The following is a 19581-nucleotide window of genomic DNA, read 5'->3' as shown; positions in this document are numbered from 1 at the left end:
TAGATTCCTCGTGAGAAATCAGCAGGCCTGCTTTAGGATAGACGAAATGAAGCAGTCCTTTGACAGGCAGGATTTCAAACCCATGTCCGTTCGCCGGGTGCCATCTGCCGGCTTGCCCGGAAGTGCGCAAGTGCCTTCCCACAGGAAACAGAGATTTGCAGTCCCATTCTACCCGATCTCTCCGGGCTCCACTCAGATGAACAAGGCACAGTAAACCTTAGATTCCTCGTGACAAATCAGCAGGCCTGCTTTAGGATAGACGAAATGAAGCAGTCCTTTGGCAGCCAGGATTTCAAACCCATGTCCGTTCGCGTGAAACGCTACCTGAAAATAATTCTCACGGTACTTGGCTGTCTGCTTTTAATGACGGTCGGCATCTACTTCAAGTACGCGCCCCGCCATCAGGTCAGTGAACTGGAATCCATCACCGCCCGCATCCCCCTGGGAATTTCTACAGCACAAGCAGACGCACACCTGGGCACGCCCCCCGACGCTGTTTCCCAAACCCGAGGCACACTCCTGAATTCCACCATGCTGGTAACCGCAGACAACCCACTCTCAGCAGAACAGGGGGACGTGCAACTCTATTCCCTGCGCACCTGGCGTCGCGGCGACACACACGCCACCATCGCCGTCGATGAGTCCGGCAAAGTCGCCGGCCGCTGGTCCTGGTCCGACCATCCCCCCCGACGCACGATGCACCTCAATCTGAATGAAATCACCAACCGCGCCAACGCCCTCTGGCAATCCCTCTTCGGCTGATCGATAAGACAGCCCCCGTCTTCAATCTCCCCATCGGGAATCTCGCAGTTTCTTGACACCCACGCAGCCTTGAATCAGCAGGTAACACAGACTGATGCCGCACCAGCAACACCTGATCCCCTTCATTCAACAAAACCCCTCAAACCGATTTGCACTTTTCCATGAGATTGTCTGTTTTCGTGGATAGAGAACTATAAGAGCTGAATTTTGAACCAATATAATTCATTTCGTGTCAAAACATCTGGCAACAAATAAGCCCAAACAATTAAATGCTTTAACAATCAATTTATCTTTCCTATATTTGATCGTATGAATGAAGTGGAAGATAAATAGTCTATCCGAGTCCTACTAAGTACGCTTAGGAAGTTTACAATGAAAGTTGATACTGAATCACTTAAAGAAATGATGATACTCATAAATGAAGCTTCTGGTGGCAAAGTCCAATTTGAAGATATTTCTAAAATTGAAAATGGAGATGAGTTAGATTTCTATGGGATAGAAGATTTAGTTTCTGCTGATGAAATCCTCAAATGTATTATTGATAATGATAAAGTCAGTATACTCTTTCCTGGTGAAGACGATTATTTCAGCTTTAGAGTTGCGGAATTTATCTCTCAGTCAGCAGAATGTAAGAACATATACATCGATAACAATTCTATCATCCACACGTCAAACCTAGCGATTCAGTTGGTTGACCCTGTGAGTGAAATGGCACATCTGGCTTGCTATCGCTGGGAACAACTTTGTATCACGACAGATTCTGGTATCAAACTCCAACTTAAATATTACTCACTTCCTGTCGCAGTTTATGCCTCAGTAAAAAACACTTATGAAGCTAGAGAGTTAGGTCCCCTAACCTCATTGACATTAATAGAAGCAGATTTTTCAAAGTGCAAAGGACAAAAAAATGAGCAGGCAGCGTTAGATCTCGTGTCATCCTATTTATTTGAGCTTGCTTCTTCACATGATATCGTTTTTAGCAAGACCAGTTTTATCCATGAAGAAGATGAAATCCATCCTGAAAAATCTAATAAAAGTCTTGACCTAAAATTTAAGCAACTTGAAGTATGCAATGATGGAATACACCTATATCTTGCAGCTTCACAAGTTAATGATCCTTCCTTACGCTTTTTCAGCTTTTATAAAGTACTCGAATACTTTGCTCCTATAGTACTCAATCTCGAAGTGCATGATGAACTTAGAAAAAAACTCGATTCACACCATTCACTTAAACCAAATGGTCAATTTATTAATGAGATTCTTCAAATCTCCAAAAGTTTTGATGTAAGAAGAAATGATCGAGACCAAATAAAGTCTTTACTTTTAACATGCGTTGACTTGATAGGATTGAATCAAGAACTACCTAATTCCCTTCAAAAACTCCTTAGTTACGATACAGATAAAAAACAAAAAGATCGATATGCTCGTGATTTAGCAGAATGTATCTGTTCCACCAGAAATCAAGTAGCACATGCAAAAGCAAATTACCAAACCACCGGTACAGAATGCCCTTCAAATGAGCTCGAAAAGCTAACACATTTTATTGAGATGGCGGCATCGGAAACGATCAGGTGGTATAATCGCCTACCAGATCATCAAAGAGTATCAATGCCAATTACTTAGACAGTAAATATATGATCCAGATCAATATACCTTTTGCATTGAAATTACATGCTTATGGGCTAATGCGCTTACAGGACCCAAACTGGACAAGCCTTGATCTCTTTGATTTTTTCAAACGCTATGCTCGTAAAAGAGAATCCCCATTTTTCTTTCACAACTTTGAGGAAAGAGGGGTGCTTTATCATCTAGGTTTGTTGATCTACGATGAGTTTGTAATTTGCGACAACAGATTTGACCTGCAGGACTGCGAGGATTTGTCCTGGTACCTCGAAACTTTGATAGATTTTTTGATAGCAGGTGAAGTAAGTCCTGCCGACAAATGGATAAGTCGTGCTAAAAATATTACGGAATCCATTGACTCGCTTTTCAACAAGTCAGAGGAAAAGGAATACTATCGAAGAATTGATAAAACTCGGTACACCTTACGTCGGGTTCATAATGAAATAACAGATTGCTACTCTGATAAAATCAAAGAGCTTGGATCAGTGTACGCAGCTAATTACTCAGATCGTGTACTACATGATAGACAACTTTGCGCATTTATTGCTCAATTACTTGTCATGATAGGCTTCGATGGAAATGAAGATCTAAAAGGGAATCCCCAACAATGGGTTGTACGGAAAAATATCCCAGCCTGGGCAAAGAAAACTATTTATTCACGTGACCGAGGTAAATGTGCGATTTGTAATACTGATATTATACTCGAACTTTCCGAGAATGATCATATCGATCATATAATTCCTCTTGCCCGTGGGGGTTGTAATGATGTTGTTAACCTTCAACTTCTTTGTCAAAAATGTAATCTCAAAAAAAGTGATACATTACTAGATATAACCAGTTCGATACCTCCATATATTACACGTAGATTATGAAATCATTTCTTTTGCCTAGCCCTTAATTGTTATGAATATCTAGGAACCACACCCATGTTCGACTTCGCGACTCCCACGATCAACGAAATTGCGTCGGATGTGTTTCGGATTGGCTGTTATGCTCAGGGGCTGGATCTGCAGTTTAATTATTTTCTGGTCCGTGATGACGCGCCGCTGCTGTTTACGACCGGGTATAAATCCAGCTTTCCGCTGCTACACAAAGCGGTCGCGCAGGTGATGGATCCGGCGGACCTGCGGTATATCGCCTTCAGTCATTTTGAGTCGGATGAATGCGGGGCGCTCAACCAGTGGCTGGAAGTCGCCCCCGACGCAGAGCCGGTCTGCAGCCTGGTCTCGGCGATGGTCAATATCAACGACTTCGCGATTCGGCCGCCCAAAGGCATGGTCGACGGCGAACTGCTCAACACAGGCAGACATCAATACCGCTTTTGCTCGACCGCGCAACTGCCGCACGGCTGGGATGCGGGGCTCCTGTATGAAGAGACGCAAGGCACGCTGTTCTGTTCCGACCTGTTTCACCAGGGAGGCAATCCGGACGCCCTCACCGAAAGCGATCTGTCAGAACAGGTGCTGGCGGCAATGCAGCAGATGCAGGCGGGACCGCTGGCTGACTACATCCCCTACACAAAACAGACCGAACGGATTCTCAACCGCCTGGCAGACCTCAAACCCAAAACGCTCGCCGTCATGCACGGCTCCAGTTTCACCGGCAACGGCGAACAGGCCTTCCGGGATCTGTCGACCGCGATGAAAACGGTTTTCGATTGAGACAGCACAAACGAATTTTGCTACCACGAAAAACACCTGTAAGAAAGTATTGATTTTTTGACATCTTTCCCTGAAGGATCCTGCAGACAATGAATGTGGTCGCTAATGACATGGAGTTTGATAAATCAGTGTTTCAGAATATTTTTAGGGAACTGGATCATCTGATCACAGATCCTCAAGCCAGCCCCTCTTTCGATGGCATGTCAGGAGCCTTCAAATTTGCAGATGAATTCTCGAAACATCTGATTTATGATGAGGATCATCCAGAGTCTCTTCTGTTACCTTGTATCAGCCTCTTTCGCTCATTGTGGGGATACCGCCAGTCGCTGATTCTTGGAATACCCCGTTCTGAACTCGAGAATGTTTGGAACGCAACAATAACATATGCTCCGAACTGGCCCGGTTTTCAACCAAAACGATGCTCACCTGAAATGCGTGAAACAGCGTTGCGATGTGTCACTGAGTCTGAAATTTTCTCAACTGCATTAGATGATCTGAATGAACGTATCTCCCAACTTTCCAGACAGAAACGCAAATCATGAAAGGCACTGACCCCGAGTTTCTGGAGGCAGCCCGACTGATTCGCAAATTCTTCCCTGAATCAAAAGGTTGGATTACAGATGAAGTGGGCCTGGACTGGGACGCCTTTCTCAGTGCGATGCAAACAGCTGACTATGCCGCTGATTATTCCTGCGATCTTTTTCGTCATCCTGATGATCCTGACTATGGTTTATCCGAACAAGGGGGGACTGGCAGGGAATGCAACCGAGATTTACAAACGATTACTCACCCATACCAGCCTGAATCCCAGTGGTCGCGCCGTCGTGGTTCCCGATGCCTTGGGACATACTGCATGGTCAATTGAAGAATACCCTCCATTTGTCTGTTCAACAAACACCATCTGCGAACGACTTAACGGAATCACTTTCTTTGGCCAGTCACAGGATTCCATATTCGTCTACGAATCGGGTGAAGCCCTGCTGATCGACCATCATAGCCGTGTGCACTGGTCTCGTTCGCAAAGAAATTAACCCTACTTCACCTTCGCGAACTGCTTTTGAAAGAACTCCAGCATTGCCTGGGGGGAGGCGCCGCTTTTGTTGTCGCCGGTGTAGACGAAGACGTTTTCGATACCCAGCTCGTTCATCTTCTTGACCAGGTCTCGGCCGAAGTTGGGGTGATGAATACCCTGGCCGGGCCGCGCATTGGCGGGCAGGGGGCCGTCGGCTTCGCTGTAGATCATGTACAATGCCGGATCGTCTTTGGTCAGATGCGTGATCGCAGACGACTCATCGTAGCGTTTCTGCTGTTCCGCCGTCGGGTTCAATGCTTCTTCGGCAGTCGTCACGCCGTACGCTTTGAAGATGGAAGGATGTTCCCAGGCCCGTCCACCCACCAGCGCTTTGATTTTAATCGGATCATAGGTGCTCTGACCGCCGATCGTGCCGATGGCCTGGATGCGGGTGGACTCGCGTTCGACAGGGTCCTGACTGTCCGGTTCTGCCAGATCATCGTGAAAACCAATCCACATCGAAATCCCCGCGCCGGCGGAACCCCCATAACAGGCAACACGTTTCGGGTCGATATTCCACTCTTTCGTATTGCTCCGCAGGAACTGCACGGCCCGGGCTCCGTCACGCTGAGGCTCGGGGAGCAGGATATCTTCGCCGTCAATAAAGCGATAGTGAATCGCAGCCACACTCATCCCCGCATTATGATAATTCTGGACCAGCCGCGGATTCATTTTTTTGCTGCCGCCTACGAAACCGCCACCATGAATGTAAATCACGAGTGGGGTCGGCGTATCTGACTCCGCCTGATAAAAGTCCAGTACGTTCCGTTCGTGTTTACCATACTTCACATTTGCATGTGTCGGCTCTGCACTTGCGTCCCGGGGTCTCTGACGCTTCTGGCGAAATTCCTGCACCTCTTCCCGCGTCAGTTTACCGTCTTTATTTTTGTCGGCGTCGGGAAAACGTTTCAACAGTTTCTGCAGCCGTTCATCCGCTGAAGGCTTTTCATCGGCCCACCCGGGACAGGTAACCGCGATCACAGTACTCAACACAAGCAGACGAATACCAGCATGTTTCAGGGAGATACGTGTCATTGTATTGCTCTTTTTCCAGATTGATTTCAGAGTTGAAAATAACCGCCCGTTGAATTCACACTTTGATCAAATCGGCGTCATCCACCATTTAATCAGAAGAGAGGCAGCCCCGCTACCAGTTTTTCGCGAATGGGTTCAAATTTTGGATGTCCCAATAATCCTGAAAAACCGCCACATTCCAGAATTGATGTCCGCAGATATCCTAATAGATCCAGTGGAAAAGCAGGGGCACTCTCCGGAACCCGCTTTCCGGACCAGGAAAAAAAGACCACCTCTGCCAGCCAGCCTTCTCCCCGCAGACCATAGGGATCGCCTCCGGAAATATCGTCTTTGTGATATCCATCAGGGGCAAACGAATAGAGGAATTCCGAAACAGTATTGTCTGACTGACAGGCTTCGAAATCTTCCACGGTATAATCCAGCCACTCCTGACTACAGGCATCGACATAGACACCGTCACAGAATCCGTGTGCTCCTTCGATTCCCAGTCGGCCCCAGAATTCACAATGCGAGTAGTCGTCCACATCAATGAAAGAGATCCCTCCCAGGGTTCGCCACAATTGTTTGAGGACGGCCGGAACCTCGCGCTGCGTTATTGTTTCGATGTGTGAGATACGCGATTCCTGTTCTGCTTCAGGCTGCAGAATCAAAGAGGCCACCGGATAGCCGAGTTCTGCCAGGCGCTCTTCCAGCATCACCAGTGCCTGACGGCATTGCTCGAAAGAATGATTGACCAGTTGAGCCAATTGAGCTGCATCCTCCCGGGCAGCCACATACTGCTGATGCCAGAGTCTGATTTCAGTAACCAATGCCATATCATTTCTCAATTTAATTCAGCAAGTAAATAAAACACAGTATACGCTACTACATTAACCATCGTTTCTGAACCCAGCGAGTCACAGAGGCTATCGGAATCTACTGGAAACTGATTCAGAATACCGGAAAAGTCCTGCCTCCCGCCTGCTTGCCCTGCTAGAATGGCAGATGTCATCTTTAATCTGCGGGCCGCATTTTCTGACAGCCTCTCGGGGCGGAAAGCGTTGATTGATGAAAGGCCTCTCTCTCATCCCCCATCGAAACAACATCGTGCGCACGATAGCAAGCCTCTGTCTGCTGTTCTCTTTCTGCGCAGCTGGTCTGGCACAGACCAACAATGGGGGCAACAACAACGGCGGAAATAACCAGAACGGCAACAATAACAATAACCAGAATGCGGGCGGCATCACCATTGATGCGGACGGCGTAATCGCCGCGCCGTTTCGGGTGACGCAGAACAGCAGCCAGTTAAATCAACGGCGACTGCAGGCACTCGCCGCGGAAGCACTGCCCGCCGACGTGAATCGCAAGTCGGAATTTCGCAAGATCTCACTGGTCCAACTGGAAAAGGTCTGTCAGGAATACCAAACGAAAAACGAACCGCTGCCTCCCGAGGTTTTGTATCTGGCGGGACTGACGCGGATTGATTATCTGTTCGTTGATCGCGAGCACAATGACCTGATCATCGCCGGTCCCGCGGAAGGCTTCGCCGCCAATGCGCAGAACCGGGTGGTCGGCGTCGATACAGGGCGGCCCCCCATTCGACTGGATGACCTGGTCGTCGCGTTTCAGTCACAGGATCGCGGGCTGATCACCGGTTGTTCATTCGATGCGAAGCCCGACAACCTGGCGAAGATGAATGAATATATTCGGCGTACGAATAACGCATCTTCCGCTGCCACCGCCGCCATTCGCTTCAAAACCATGGCACAGATCCTGGGCATGCAGGATGTCTCGGTCACCGGGGTGCCTGCCGGCTCGCATTACGCCCGCATCCTTGTCGAGGCCGACTATATGCTCAAACGGATTTCCATCGGCCTCGAACCCTCGGGAATCCGTGAAATCAAAAGTCATCTGTCAACGCTCCGAGGCGGCGGAAACAGCACGCAGCGCTGGTGGTTCACACCTCTGTACGATGCTTTCACAACGACAGCCGACAGGGATGCGTTTCAGTTCGCCGGACAGCGACTGCAGATGATGTCGCAGGAAGAATTCGTGAATTCTGCTGGTCAACGCACCGATGCCGCCCAGACCAGGGTTTCGACTACAAAGTATGCCCAGCAGTTTACGAAGAATTTTGCGAAGCTGGCCGACCTGCATCCCACGTTCGCCGAACTGCAGTCGATTACCGACCTGACGGTTCTGGCGGCGCTGATCCATCGGGAACGCCTGGACAAACAGATCGACTGGCGACACTCACTGTTTTCATCCGCATCAAGCGAACTGGTCCCCGAAGGAAATATTCCCAAACAGGTCCCCACGGCGATGAATTACAAGAAGGCAGGGCGGTTGATGATCTGCCTGGTAGGCGGGGGAGTCACCATCAATGCCCGCTCGGTTTTGAACCAGACCGCGTTCCAGGTGAGCCGCGATATGTCACTGGAAGAAAAACAGTCCTCTGTCAGTAAACGGGACCAGCAGCAACCCGCTCGCTGGTGGTGGGATTGACTGTGCATTGCCGATTCGGTCTACTGGAATGAATCCGGTTGAATTCTAAGCTGAAGTCTGCCCTGTTTTTTCACTGTCGGGCAAGCCGACAGTGCCACCCGACGCTCTAATCTGATCATTGAGGACATTGATTTCATCATGAGACGCACGCTCCTTCTGAATTTGGCCCTGCTATTTGTATTAACACTGATCTTGAGTCGTGGTTCGTTCCTGCAGGCGGCGGAACGTCCCAACGTGCTGTTGATCATGACCGACGACCAGGGCTGGGGGGATGTCCGCTCGCATGACAATCCACTGATCGAAACGCCTCAACAGGATCTGCTGGCATCACAGGGCGCACGGTTCGAACGGTTCTATGTCTCACCCGTCTGTGCCCCCACACGATCGTCATTGCTGACAGGTCGCTACAGTCTGCGAACCGGCGTGCATGGCGTGACGCGTGGCTTTGAAAACATGCGAGCCGAAGAGACCACGATCGCCGAAATGTTCAAAGCGGCCGGCTACAAAACCGGGGCCTTCGGCAAGTGGCATAATGGTCGGCATTACCCCATGCATCCCAACGGACAGGGCTTCGACGAATTCTTCGGTTTCTGTGGCGGTCACTGGAACCGTTATTTCGATACCAATCTGGAACACAACAAACAGCCGGTCAAGACGGAAGGTTACATCACCGATGTGCTGACCGACCGCGCGATTGATTTCATCAAACAGAACAAGGACCAGCCATTCTTCTGCTACGTCCCTTATAACGCACCGCATTCTCCCTGGATCGTTCCCGAAAAGTACTGGGACAAGTACGCAAATAAAGGACTGGATGACAAGGCCCGCTGCGCGTATGCGATGGTCGAATGTGTGGACGACAATCTGGGACGGTTGATGCAGACACTCGATGATCTGAAACTGAGCGACAACACGATCGTCCTGTTTCTGACCGACAACGGGCCCAACAGTAATCGCTATAACGGCAACATGCGAGGGAGAAAAGGATCGATCCACGAAGGCGGAATCCGGGTCCCCCTGTTTGTCCGCTATCCGGGTAAAATCAAAGCGGGAACCGTCGTGAAACCAATCGCCGCACACATTGATATTCTGCCGACACTGTTGGAATTATGCAGTGTTGAAAATACCGCTGATCAACCTTTGGATGGTAAAAGCCTGGTACCGCTGCTGACAAATAAATCGAACAAAGACTGGCCGCAGCGTATGCTGTTTTCGGATCGACTGTTTCGCAATTCAATTCCGGACGATGAACTGCCCAACGGTTCGGTGCGTACCGATCGCTGGCGGGCCGCTTACGAACGGGGCAAATGGAGTCTGTATGACATGCAGGCCGATCCGTCACAAAAACAGAACGTCATAGAAGCACATCCCGCTGTCATCAAAGATCTGAGTGCCGCTTACAGAGACTGGTTCAAAGATGTCTCACAGGCAGGCTTCGAACCGATACCGATTCCCGCAGGTCACCCCAAAGAACAATTCACATCACTGCCGGCGAATGAATCGTTCCTGTTTCCTGAAGCAGGCCAGGGGATCAACTACAGCGGCAATGGACACAACGGTTATGCCAACAGCTGGATTGAAGACTGGACCGACTCCAATGCGTCCGTCGTCTGGCACCTGGATGTGCTGCAGCCGGGCACCTATGAGGCCACACTCAAATATACCTGCCGCGCAGAGGATGTCGGTTGTGAAGTGCAGGCTCGTGTGCATGATCAAACACTGAACGCAACGATTTCAGAACCACACGATCCACCAAAAATCGGCAACCAGGATCGCGTCGAACAATCGGACAACTACATGAGTAAGGACTGGGCCAAGATCAAACTGGGAACATTCACTCTCAAAAAAGGAAACTGCAACCTCACGCTGACTGGAGTCAAAAAGCCCGGTTCTGAACTACTGGACGTGAAGGGTTTCGAACTTAAACGCGTGCAGTAAGGTCCACCAGCAAGCGTTCGGCCGCCTGTTCGGCACTGTGAATGCAGTCCGGAATACCGACGCCACGATACGCGTTGCCTGCCAGTTCCAGTCCCGCTAAAGTCGCGGCTGACTGTTCAATCCGTTCGACCAACTGCAGATGCCCCAGATGGTATTGCGGCATCGACTGGTTGTGACGAAGCAGCTTTGAAAAGATCGGTTCGCCGGATACGCCGAGAATGTCGGCCAGTTCCTGATTCACAATCGCGTTCAATTCGTCATCCGAGTGCTCCAGCAGTTCAGGCTGCATCGCACCACCAACAAAGGTCCGCAACTGCACACAACCTTCCGGTGCCCGCCCGGGAAATTTGCGGCTGGCGAACGCAACCGCGAATATTTTCCGCTGCTCGGCTGCAGGGATCACCAGACCAAAGGCGTGCAGAGGATGTTTAATATTCTCCTGGCGATACACGCTGACCTGAATCGCAGTCGAAGCGTATTCGATCTGTTTCAGCAGTCCTGACAGCACGGGAGCGTATGCCTCAAGCATCTGCCCCGCCTGTGGTGCCGCCGTGGTGAGAAGAACCGCGTCAAAATGCTGCGTCTGCGTTTCAACGGTAGATTCAATCGTCAGATCATAGCCCGAATCTGCGGCAGCGACATGCGTCACGCGATGTTCGTAGAGTATCGTCCCTGTGGAGGAAACCCGATCGGCGAGCGTGCGAATCAACGTCTGCATTCCCTCTTTGAAAGCGGCAAACAATCCGTATCGCGCGCCCGTGGCGTCGGCAGATTTGGTCTGTTTCTTCTGCTTGCGAATTGCCTTGATCAGACTGCGATGATCGCGTTCCATATCAAGAAAACGAGGTAACGTCGCCCGCAGACTCAGCTTCTCCGGATCGGAAGTATAAATGCCGGCAACCAGTGGCTGAATCAGCCGCGTCAACGCTTCCCTGCCGAAGCGACGGGTAACAAACTGTGCGAGACTTTCGTCGTCTGCGTCTAAACCTGACTCACTCGTGCGACGGGGGAGAAAGTATTCGAGCCCCATCCGCAGTTTTCCGATCGGGCTAAGCAGGGGAGTCTTCAACATGGGAAGAATCCGGGAAGGCGTCATCAGTTCAAAACCCAGAGGCACGGGAACCGGTGTGCCGTCTTTGAGAATCAGAGCGCCGCGATACTGTTGATTGGTGGAAATCAGCTGATCTTCGAGACCGAGTCGCTGGCAGAGTTCAATCGCCGCGGGTTTGTTCGTAATAAACATATCCGCGCCGGTGTCGATCCGGTAGCCATCCTGACTGATTGTGCCAATCCAGCCGCCGGCTTCCGGTTGTGATTCGAACAGCGTGACTTCAACAGGCTGATTCTTTTCCTGCGCCAGCTCCTGCAGATGGAATGCCGCAGACAGGCCGGTAATTCCGCCGCCAACCACTGCGATTCGTTTTGCGGGTGCAGACTGATTCATAACGGACTCGATCTGAATAGACAGGGTTCACAGGGCAGGCAGGTTATCGGGTTCCCAGTTCGTGGACCATTTCTACAAGGGCTTTGACATGATCGGGATTCATGTCGGGCATGACACCATGTCCCAGATTGAAAATGTGACCATTGCGGCCCGCGGCGGCATCCAGAACGGCTTTCGCTTTCTGTTTGAGAACCGGTAATTCGGCGTAGAGGACAATCGGGTCCATATTCCCCTGAATGGCGACATCGGATCCGAAGATCTCCCAGGCATCAGACAGATTGATGCGCCAGTCCACGCCGAACACCTGACCGCCGGCCTGACGCTGCAAGCCGAGCAACGCAGGATTACCGGTCAGAAAATTGATGACGGGGGCATGATCCTGTACTCCTGCGACGAGTTTCGCTGTGTAAGGTTGCACATACTGCTGATAGTCTTCGGGAGACAGACAACCTGCCCAGCTGTCGAAGATCTGCACAGCCTGACATCCGGCGGCGATCTGACGCTGCAGGTAGACGATCAGGTTATCCACAAAACGATTCATCAACGCGTTCCAGGCGGAGGGGTCGTTATACATCATCTGTTTGGTGCGGCGGTAGTTTTTGGAACTGCCCCCTTCGATGGCATAACTGGCCAGTGTGAAGGGACAGCCGGCAAAGCCGAGCAGGGGAATGTCAGCGGGCAGATCGGCGCGAATCAGTTTGACCGCCTGGAAGACGAAGTCGAGGCAGTCCATGTCGGCAATATCGGTCAGCCGGTCGACCTGGGATGCATCCTGGATCGGATTATGTATGACCGGGCCTTCCCCTTTCAGGTATTCCAGGTCGAGCCCCATTGGTTCAAGGATCGGCAGGAGATCGGCAAACAGGATCGCGGCGTCAACGCCGAGCACGCGCTGTGCGGTGAGTGTGACTTCGGCAGCCAGTGCAGGTGTTTTACAGAGCTCAATGAAAGTCACCTTGTTACGAACTTCCATGTATTCGGGTAGATAACGACCCGCCTGACGCATGATCCAGATGGGTGTCGTATCAACGGGTTCGCGGCGGACCGCTTTCATGAATCGACTGTTCTGATAGCGGGCGGTCTCGGCCATGGGGGCATCCATGTTTCTTCTTTCGGTTACTAATATTGGGTATTCTGCGATGTGAGGTGATTCTAACAGGATTCCCCGCGAACTGAAATTCAGCGCCGCGGAGTTTCCCGGAAACAGAGGAAAGCCAGGTGAGTCAATCAGCCTTTTCGAGAGAGAATTTCGGGAGCCGCCTGCAGCGCATCTTTCACAAGCGGCCCCATTTTGGGTGGGCTCGATTCAAAATCGACAGGCAATCCCACTTCCTGCAATGCTTCCGTACAGGCGGGACCTACCGAAGCAATCATCGTTTTGGACGCCGCCAGTAACCAGTCTTCCTTGACCTGTTCTTCTTCGGCAATCTGCAGGACGTGTGTAATCTGCTGCGCGCTGGTAAACATCAGCACGTTGTAATCACCACGAATGGTCGCATGAATGGCATTGCGGAGCCCGCTGGTATCATCGGGTAAGGCCCAGCGGTAGACGGCAATCGGCAAAACCTGGGCACCACGGTTCCGCAGTGCTTTATAAAATTCTTCAACCGGTTTCCCGTATTCCTGAACGGCGATATGTTTGCCGGTGACAGAAAACTTTTTATCGTCTAATACGGAAATGATCTCATGCCAGGTATTGGGCTCCGGAGCTGAGTAATGGATGGGAACTTCCCAGTTCCGCAGTACAACCGTTGGTTTCGGACCACGCACCACGACAATAATTTTACGGAACGCAGCCAGAACCTGCTCACGCGGGAAGTAAAGCTCTGCCGCATTCAGCAAGGCGGTCGCTCCCACACCGGTCATGAAAACAATCACATCAATCTCGCCTCGAAACAGTTTCTCGCAGAACGACTTCACCTGCGCGTTGTCTTCCAGCGGAATTTCATCCATGGAATGCACGAGCGTCGGGTTCCCCTGGTTACGCTCAATCAGGGAGGTCATGGCGTCGCTTTTGCGACTTTCGAAACTGCAGACGTTTAAGGCGGATGGATTCATAGCGAACGCTCACAGGTGATTAGAGGATCTTCAGAGACAACCATTCCATTATAGACGGACAGGGGAGCACAGAAAACAGCCTCACATCGCTTTCTTCGCCAGAAGCCGGTTTTCGCAGCGGGACGTACTGTTATCTGGACGTATCTGCCGGCGTCTTTAGCTGGCGAAATCCGGTGAGCCAGAGGCGGAAGTCTTCATCAATATCGGACAGATCGTTGATATTCAGGAGTTGCCTTAAGGTCTGCCCGCCGGTGTCATCGTATTCCTGACTGGTTCTCAACTTGCGATAAAAGGGCGAGAGGAGCCGTTTCTGTTGCAGGTACAGGCAGAAGTAACGAGCATAAGCATAGGTTAATGCTTCGCGTCGGGTGTCGATTCTGACCTGCTCTACCAGCGTAGACAGGGGGGGCAGCTGATTGCGGTCGAGCGCAGAAAGCAGGAGCTGCCCGCGCCAGTTGGAAATGCCGATCAACTGTGTCTGCTCGTCAGAAAATTCGCATTGCTCATGCAGCGACGCCAGTCCTTCATCAAACCATTCCGGCATGGCAGGATAGTCGATTTCCGCCAGTGCGTGGGTCAACTCGTGTCCAAGAGTTCCACCACCTGTAGAGAGATTGAGGACGATCCGCATGTCGTTCGACTGAAAATATCCGTAGTAGGAACCAGTTTTTCTCTGGTCGAGATCCATGGCCACCTGCTGATAATGCTCCTGGGAAGAGAGTGCGACAATTGTAATGGGACGATCGGGGGGCGTATCAAAGTATGAAACATTCAACGCATACTCAGTGGGAGAGATCGCTTTCTGATAAAGCGCTTCCAGGGTTGAGACTTCATAATCTCCGACAATCACATACGGTGTTTGAATCAGCACATTGACGGGAATGCTGATACGGGTTCTGAGCCAGGCTGCTTTGGTTTCGCAGGCGGTCTGCAGCCGCGGTTTCGGCGCGCGAGATTTGATTTCCGGTGGTGCTTTGAAAGGCTCGGGGGGGCTGAGGCGCACCGCATTCGCAGAGGCTCTTCCTTCCTGAGCTCCGGAGAAGATCAGAAAATAAAAGCCCGTCATCAGGACAAATGGTCCTGCGATCAGTAATGCATTCCGATGCACAGACAAGCGATACTCACATTCAGTCAGATCTGGTGAAATCCACCAAGCCAGCTCTTTAAAGCGATTCAGGTTAAATCGATGTATGCTTAATTATAGTTTGCTGCAGGTCGTACCACTTGAGCAAAGACTGCGGGAATCTGGAAATAGTCACAGGTTGACGATCCCGCGTCCGCATTATTCGACTTGATCACCGTAAATTACCCAGACATCACAATCAGCAGGGGATTGACAGACTGACGCATCTCTGTCTGACATCCTGACGCAAAAGAGAAGAGCTGAACGTCATTTAACGCCAAAAGCATATTAAGGCAGAGTAACAATCTGGTCGAAATCTTGTTATAATGGGTTTACTGATTATGATGGTTTCAAGGCTCGCGTCTATTACAACTCTGCTGATGAAATTTGCACTCTAATGAGTCAACCTTCTCATTTTGAATCGAACTCCAGCCGCTCCACGACGCCGAGGCGATCACAAAGCCAGCAGTCACCATCTCAGACCAGGCGGCCTTTATTTACATCTGCGGAACTTCATGCACTAAAGACAGGAATGCACTGTACCATGTATCAATCTATGGGGGCTCACCCGGACGAAGTTGACGGAATCTCAGGAACTCGTTTTGCAGTCTGGGCTCCGAATGCACAGGAAGTCTGTATTGTCTGCGATAAAAATCACTGGAAACATGGTGAATTCTATCTGAACTCCAGCGATGCAGGAGTCTGGTCCGGTTTTATGCCTGGCGTTTCGAATGGAGACGCTTATAAATACAGCCTGCGTGGTCAGAACGGCGAGTATTTCGAAAAAAGTGATCCGTATGCATTCTACTCGGAGCTGCGTCCCAAGACCGCCTCAATTGTTTACGACCTGGAGAATTTTCCCTGGCAGGATGATCAATGGATTCAGAAACGGGCCGAAACCAACTGGCATGAACAGCCGATTACGATCTATGAAGTCCATCTTGGTTCGTGGAAACGCCCCAAGGATGGCCGCCAGTTTTTTACCTACCGCGAACTGGCCAAGCAGCTGGTCGAATATGTCCAGCAGATGGGTTACACCCACATTCAGTTAATGCCGATCACGGAACACCCGTTTGATGGCTCCTGGGGTTATCAGACCACCGGTTACTTTGCGCCGACCAGCCGCTTCGGTAGCCCCCATGATCTGATGTACTTCGTCGATTACTGCCATCAGGCTGGCATCGGAGTTTTATTCGACTGGGTTCCCGGCCATTTTCCCACTGATGGTCACTCTCTGGGTCGCTTTGACGGAACGTGTCTGTACGAACACGCGGACCCCCGTAAAGGGTTCCATCCGGACTGGGGAACCTACATCTTTAATTACGGCCGAAATGAAATCCGCGACTTCCTGCTCTCCAGTGCGCATTTCTGGATTGATAAATATCACTTTGACGGCCTTCGCGTGGATGCTGTGGCTTCGATGCTTTACCTGGATTATTCACGTAAAGAAGGGGAATGGGTGCCCAACCCGAGTGGCGGACGCGAAAACCTGGAAGCCATCCAGTTCCTGAAAGATGCCAATATCAGTCTGCACGGAGAATATCCAGGCATCCTGACAATCGCTGAGGAATCCACTTCCTGGGGCGGTGTGTCTCACCCGGTTTATAATGGCGGGCTGGGGTTCAATATGAAATGGGATATGGGCTGGATGAATGATACGCTCCGCTATATGCATTTCGACCCGATCTACCGCTCGCACCATCAGGGCGAACTCTCTTTCCGCATGATCTATGCGTTTACGGAAAACTTCGTACTGCCGCTCTCGCATGATGAAGTGGTGCACGGCAAACGTGCGTTAATTTCCCAAATGCCCGGCGACCTGTGGCAGCAGTTTGCCAATCTGCGACTGTTATACGGCTATCAATATACGATGCCAGGCAAGAAACTGCTGTTTATGGGAGGCGAACTGGCCCAGTGGGTCGAATGGAATCACGATCAGGAACTGGACTGGAAACTCATCGGCCACGAAAAACACGATGGAATCCGTCGCCTGATCGGGGATCTGAATCATTTATACCGCTCAGAAAAAGCGCTGTATGAAACCGATTTTACACAGGAAGGATTTGCCTGGATTCAGTGTGATGACTCCAAAAACAGCGTCTTTGCTTTCCAGCGTATCGCCACGGACACGGAAGAGCATGTGATTGTAGTCGCGAATTTTACTCCCGTTCCCCGCGATGGATACAGAATTGGTGTCCCCAAACCAGGCTTTTATCACGAAATCATCAACAGTGATGCCAAAATTTACGGTGGATCCAATATGGGGAATGCCGGGGGAGTTTATAGTGAGAAAATCAGCAGCCATGGCATGGACCACAGCATCACGCTCAATCTGCCACCACTGGGCTTATTGATCATGAAGCCGGTAGCTACTGCAAAAAAACCAGCTGAAAAGTAGCGTGATCATTGGAGATCAAAGGGGATAATTCTTACCAGAAAAGACTGGTAAACGGAGAGGAACCTCTATATGATGGTTTTTTCAGTCGTATCTTGACACGACTGAAAAAAAAGGACGCCGCTGAGTGTATAGGCGCTCGCCCAAACAGTCCCGACAAGGGAAAGTTCGGCTATACTCCCCAGCAGCGTATCCTTTGGTGAAGTTCAAGTCAGACAGTAGAAGTTGCTCTTTTCTCTGTCTGTAATTATCTCTTAAGCAAACGTCGTACCAGCTGACACATCATCTCAGACAGATTTCCATAAGCCTTTCATTAAATACAACTTATGGCATCAAATTAATATCTGAATAATCCAGCGACGTTTCATTTTCTCCGAAAATGCCCTCCAGAAGGGCATTTCGCTGCTTAGATTAACAGCAGCATGGCCCAAAGAATCAGCCCCATTTTCCGATAGTCATCATTTCAAAAATCGTCTACCATAAAAGACACAGTGAGACACCGTTGAAATAACCCCAGGCCGCAATATTCTTTGTCGCCGGTTATTCTGGAATCAGAAACATTTCTTGTGCTGATGGTGATTTTTTTGTCGGACTTTCATCTCGAACAATGGGCGCAATACACCGGTCCCGCCAACTGGTATTCTCTCGCATTTCCTTCCGATTGGATTAAGGATGATCAGGATGGAGTACTTCAACTCAGCCCACCCGGTGGGAACGCCACGTTAACAATCAGTTGCCACTGGAAATCGGTCCTCCCTCACACACAGTCCGGAGCAGGCCTTGATGTCGATTTCGATCAGCTTTTTGTCAGACATCGGAATATTAGCAAACGACCGCCGCTGGCGATTGAACATGAATCAGTGGCCTATTCCGGTGAAGCCATCATTAAGAAGAATTCATCCTGGTGGAAGTCGTTGCTGACACAGTCTGCCTTTTTTCAGAAAAACTGGCATCACTGGAATCTCTGGCTGATCCGCGAACGCTCCATTCAAATGGTCGTCACGTTTTTTTACGAACCCCAGGATCATGAAGAACTGTTTGATACCGTGCAGAGAATTCTGCATTCGGTTGAATTGAATTTAAATCCGGCAAATCCTCCCGAACTGTTTGCCCACGATGTCCTGCAACTGGCCCGGAAAAAATTTCCCTTGATTTCTTCGCAGATTATTCCCGGCTTTCGCATCAAATTTGGTGAATCGGAACTGAATCTGAACAATTTTTACCGGTCATACCTGAGCGCTCCAGAAGACTACGAACAGAATATTGTCTCCGCACTGGCAACCGTACTGCAAATCAATGAATGGGGGGATGAACAGACAGAACCGGAACTGATCGACATTCAGGACCGCATCATGCCGATCCTGATCTCGCAGGAATCATGGAAAACTCATTTCCCGAACTTTGTCGGCGAGAACTGGATCGCAAACCTGGCCATTCTCTACGTGGTGGATGAATCCCGGGCTTACTGGTATATTCATGAAAAGCTGCTGCATAAGTGGCAGATCAGCCAGGAAGTCTTGCACGAAATCGCGCTGGCCAATCTGGATCATTATTTTCTACAGAACGAAATTGAGCTGATCTGCATGTCGCGGGAAGAGGGCCCTAATATGATTATTCAGAACAAGGCAGACGCGTATAATGCAAGCCAGGTCCTGAGTCCCTCATTTTACCGGCAGGCTCGTAAGTTTCTGGGAAGCGAATTTCTGGCAGGTGTCCCTAATCGTGATTTTTTACTGGCACTGAGTCTGAGTGAATCGCAGGTCATCGAAAAAATTCAGCATAATATCGCCAACGATTATCTGAATATGGACCATCCACTCACCGATCAGTTACTGGTAGTCACAGCAGACGGGGTCAGCGAATATTGTGGCGTGAGCTGAACTCGATTCCACAGCAAAACGTATCCCCATACCCATGCATCGGTACCATTCCAGCCACCAATAATTTAAACTGGGTCCCAGCTTGACCAGATCAGAGTGAACCCCG

General features: G+C 50.2%; 15 protein-coding genes. 9 read left to right on the top strand and 6 right to left on the bottom strand.

The genetic code is table 11. From position 1 onward, the window contains the following. Positions 1-264 precede the first annotated feature (264 nt). The 5 genes from GmarT_RS11455 (at position 265) to GmarT_RS11435 (ending at position 5077) form a co-directional block, all read left to right on the top strand. Positions 265-762, top strand: coding sequence for a hypothetical protein (locus tag GmarT_RS11455; protein WP_002647903.1), 498 nt, complete (start codon positions 265-267; stop codon positions 760-762). 372 nt (positions 763-1134) lie between these two features. Next, positions 1135-2385, top strand: a complete 1251-nt coding sequence (locus tag GmarT_RS11450) for a hypothetical protein (protein WP_002647904.1) — start codon at positions 1135-1137, stop codon at positions 2383-2385. A gap of 11 nt (positions 2386-2396) precedes the next feature. Further along, positions 2397-3257: an HNH endonuclease gene (locus GmarT_RS11445; RefSeq protein ID WP_002647905.1), complete on the top strand. Its 861-nt coding sequence runs from the start codon at positions 2397-2399 to the stop codon at positions 3255-3257. 54 nt (positions 3258-3311) lie between these two features. Further along, positions 3312-4046 (top strand): MBL fold metallo-hydrolase, encoded by a 735-nt coding sequence (locus GmarT_RS11440; protein WP_002647906.1) that lies wholly within the window; start codon positions 3312-3314, stop codon positions 4044-4046. A 674-nt stretch (positions 4047-4720) separates the two neighbouring features. Then, complete coding sequence (locus tag GmarT_RS11435) at positions 4721-5077, top strand: hypothetical protein (RefSeq protein ID WP_002647908.1); 357 nt, start codon at positions 4721-4723, stop codon at positions 5075-5077. Between the two features lie 2 nt (positions 5078-5079). Here GmarT_RS11435 and GmarT_RS11430 read toward each other — a convergent pair whose 3' ends face one another. Beyond that, a complete protein-coding gene (locus GmarT_RS11430) occupies positions 5080-6153 on the bottom strand; it encodes an alpha/beta hydrolase (protein WP_002647909.1) in 1074 nt (357 codons plus the stop codon). Positions 6154-6245: 92 nt separating this feature from the next. Further along, entirely contained in the window at positions 6246-6968 is a 723-nt protein-coding gene (locus GmarT_RS11425) for a hypothetical protein (RefSeq protein WP_002647910.1), read from the bottom strand. 232 nt (positions 6969-7200) lie between these two features. On the opposite strand from GmarT_RS11425, the gene GmarT_RS11420 reads away from it, so the two are divergent. Together GmarT_RS11420 and GmarT_RS11415 are read left to right on the top strand one after the other, a co-directional pair. Then, entirely contained in the window at positions 7201-8637 is a 1437-nt protein-coding gene (locus tag GmarT_RS11420) for a DUF1598 domain-containing protein (protein WP_002647911.1), read from the top strand. Between the two features lie 138 nt (positions 8638-8775). Continuing rightward, the gene (locus tag GmarT_RS11415; protein ID WP_002647912.1) at positions 8776-10575 is read left to right on the top strand and encodes an arylsulfatase; all 1800 of its coding nucleotides are present in this window, start codon (positions 8776-8778) and stop codon (positions 10573-10575) included. On the opposite strand, the gene hemG is transcribed toward GmarT_RS11415, so the two are convergent. The 4 genes from hemG to GmarT_RS11395 form a co-directional block, all read right to left on the bottom strand. After that, positions 10559-12019 carry a protoporphyrinogen oxidase gene (gene hemG, locus GmarT_RS11410; RefSeq protein ID WP_002647913.1) on the bottom strand — a complete coding sequence of 487 codons (1461 nt, stop codon included), beginning with the start codon at positions 12017-12019 and terminating at the stop codon, positions 10559-10561. The genes GmarT_RS11415 and hemG overlap by 17 nt on opposite strands. Positions 12020-12062: 43 nt before the next feature. Then, positions 12063-13121: a uroporphyrinogen decarboxylase gene (gene hemE, locus GmarT_RS11405; RefSeq protein WP_002647914.1), complete on the bottom strand. Its 1059-nt coding sequence runs from the start codon at positions 13119-13121 to the stop codon at positions 12063-12065. A gap of 125 nt (positions 13122-13246) precedes the next feature. Further along, the gene (locus tag GmarT_RS11400; protein ID WP_002647915.1) at positions 13247-14077 is read right to left on the bottom strand and encodes a uroporphyrinogen-III synthase; all 831 of its coding nucleotides are present in this window, start codon (positions 14075-14077) and stop codon (positions 13247-13249) included. A gap of 130 nt (positions 14078-14207) precedes the next feature. Then, the gene (locus GmarT_RS11395) at positions 14208-15143 is read right to left on the bottom strand and encodes a hypothetical protein (protein WP_149302713.1); all 936 of its coding nucleotides are present in this window, start codon (positions 15141-15143) and stop codon (positions 14208-14210) included. Positions 15144-15597: 454 nt separating this feature from the next. Here GmarT_RS11395 and glgB point away from each other — a divergent pair, with 454 nt between their 5' ends. After that, on the top strand, positions 15598-17598 hold the full coding sequence (gene glgB / locus GmarT_RS11390) for a 1,4-alpha-glucan branching protein GlgB (protein ID WP_081459563.1): 2001 nt from the start codon (positions 15598-15600) through the stop codon (positions 17596-17598). Positions 17599-18179: 581 nt separating this feature from the next. Continuing rightward, positions 18180-19475 (top strand): DUF1444 family protein, encoded by a 1296-nt coding sequence (locus GmarT_RS11385; protein WP_157158974.1) that lies wholly within the window; start codon positions 18180-18182, stop codon positions 19473-19475. The last annotated feature ends 106 nt before the right edge of the window (positions 19476-19581 follow it).

The organism is Gimesia maris (genome assembly GCF_008298035.1).
Taxonomy (GTDB): Bacteria; Planctomycetota; Planctomycetia; order Planctomycetales; family Planctomycetaceae; genus Gimesia; species Gimesia maris.
The sequence above is the reverse complement of the archived record's forward strand: the minus strand, read 5'-3'. Positions and strand labels throughout refer to the sequence as shown.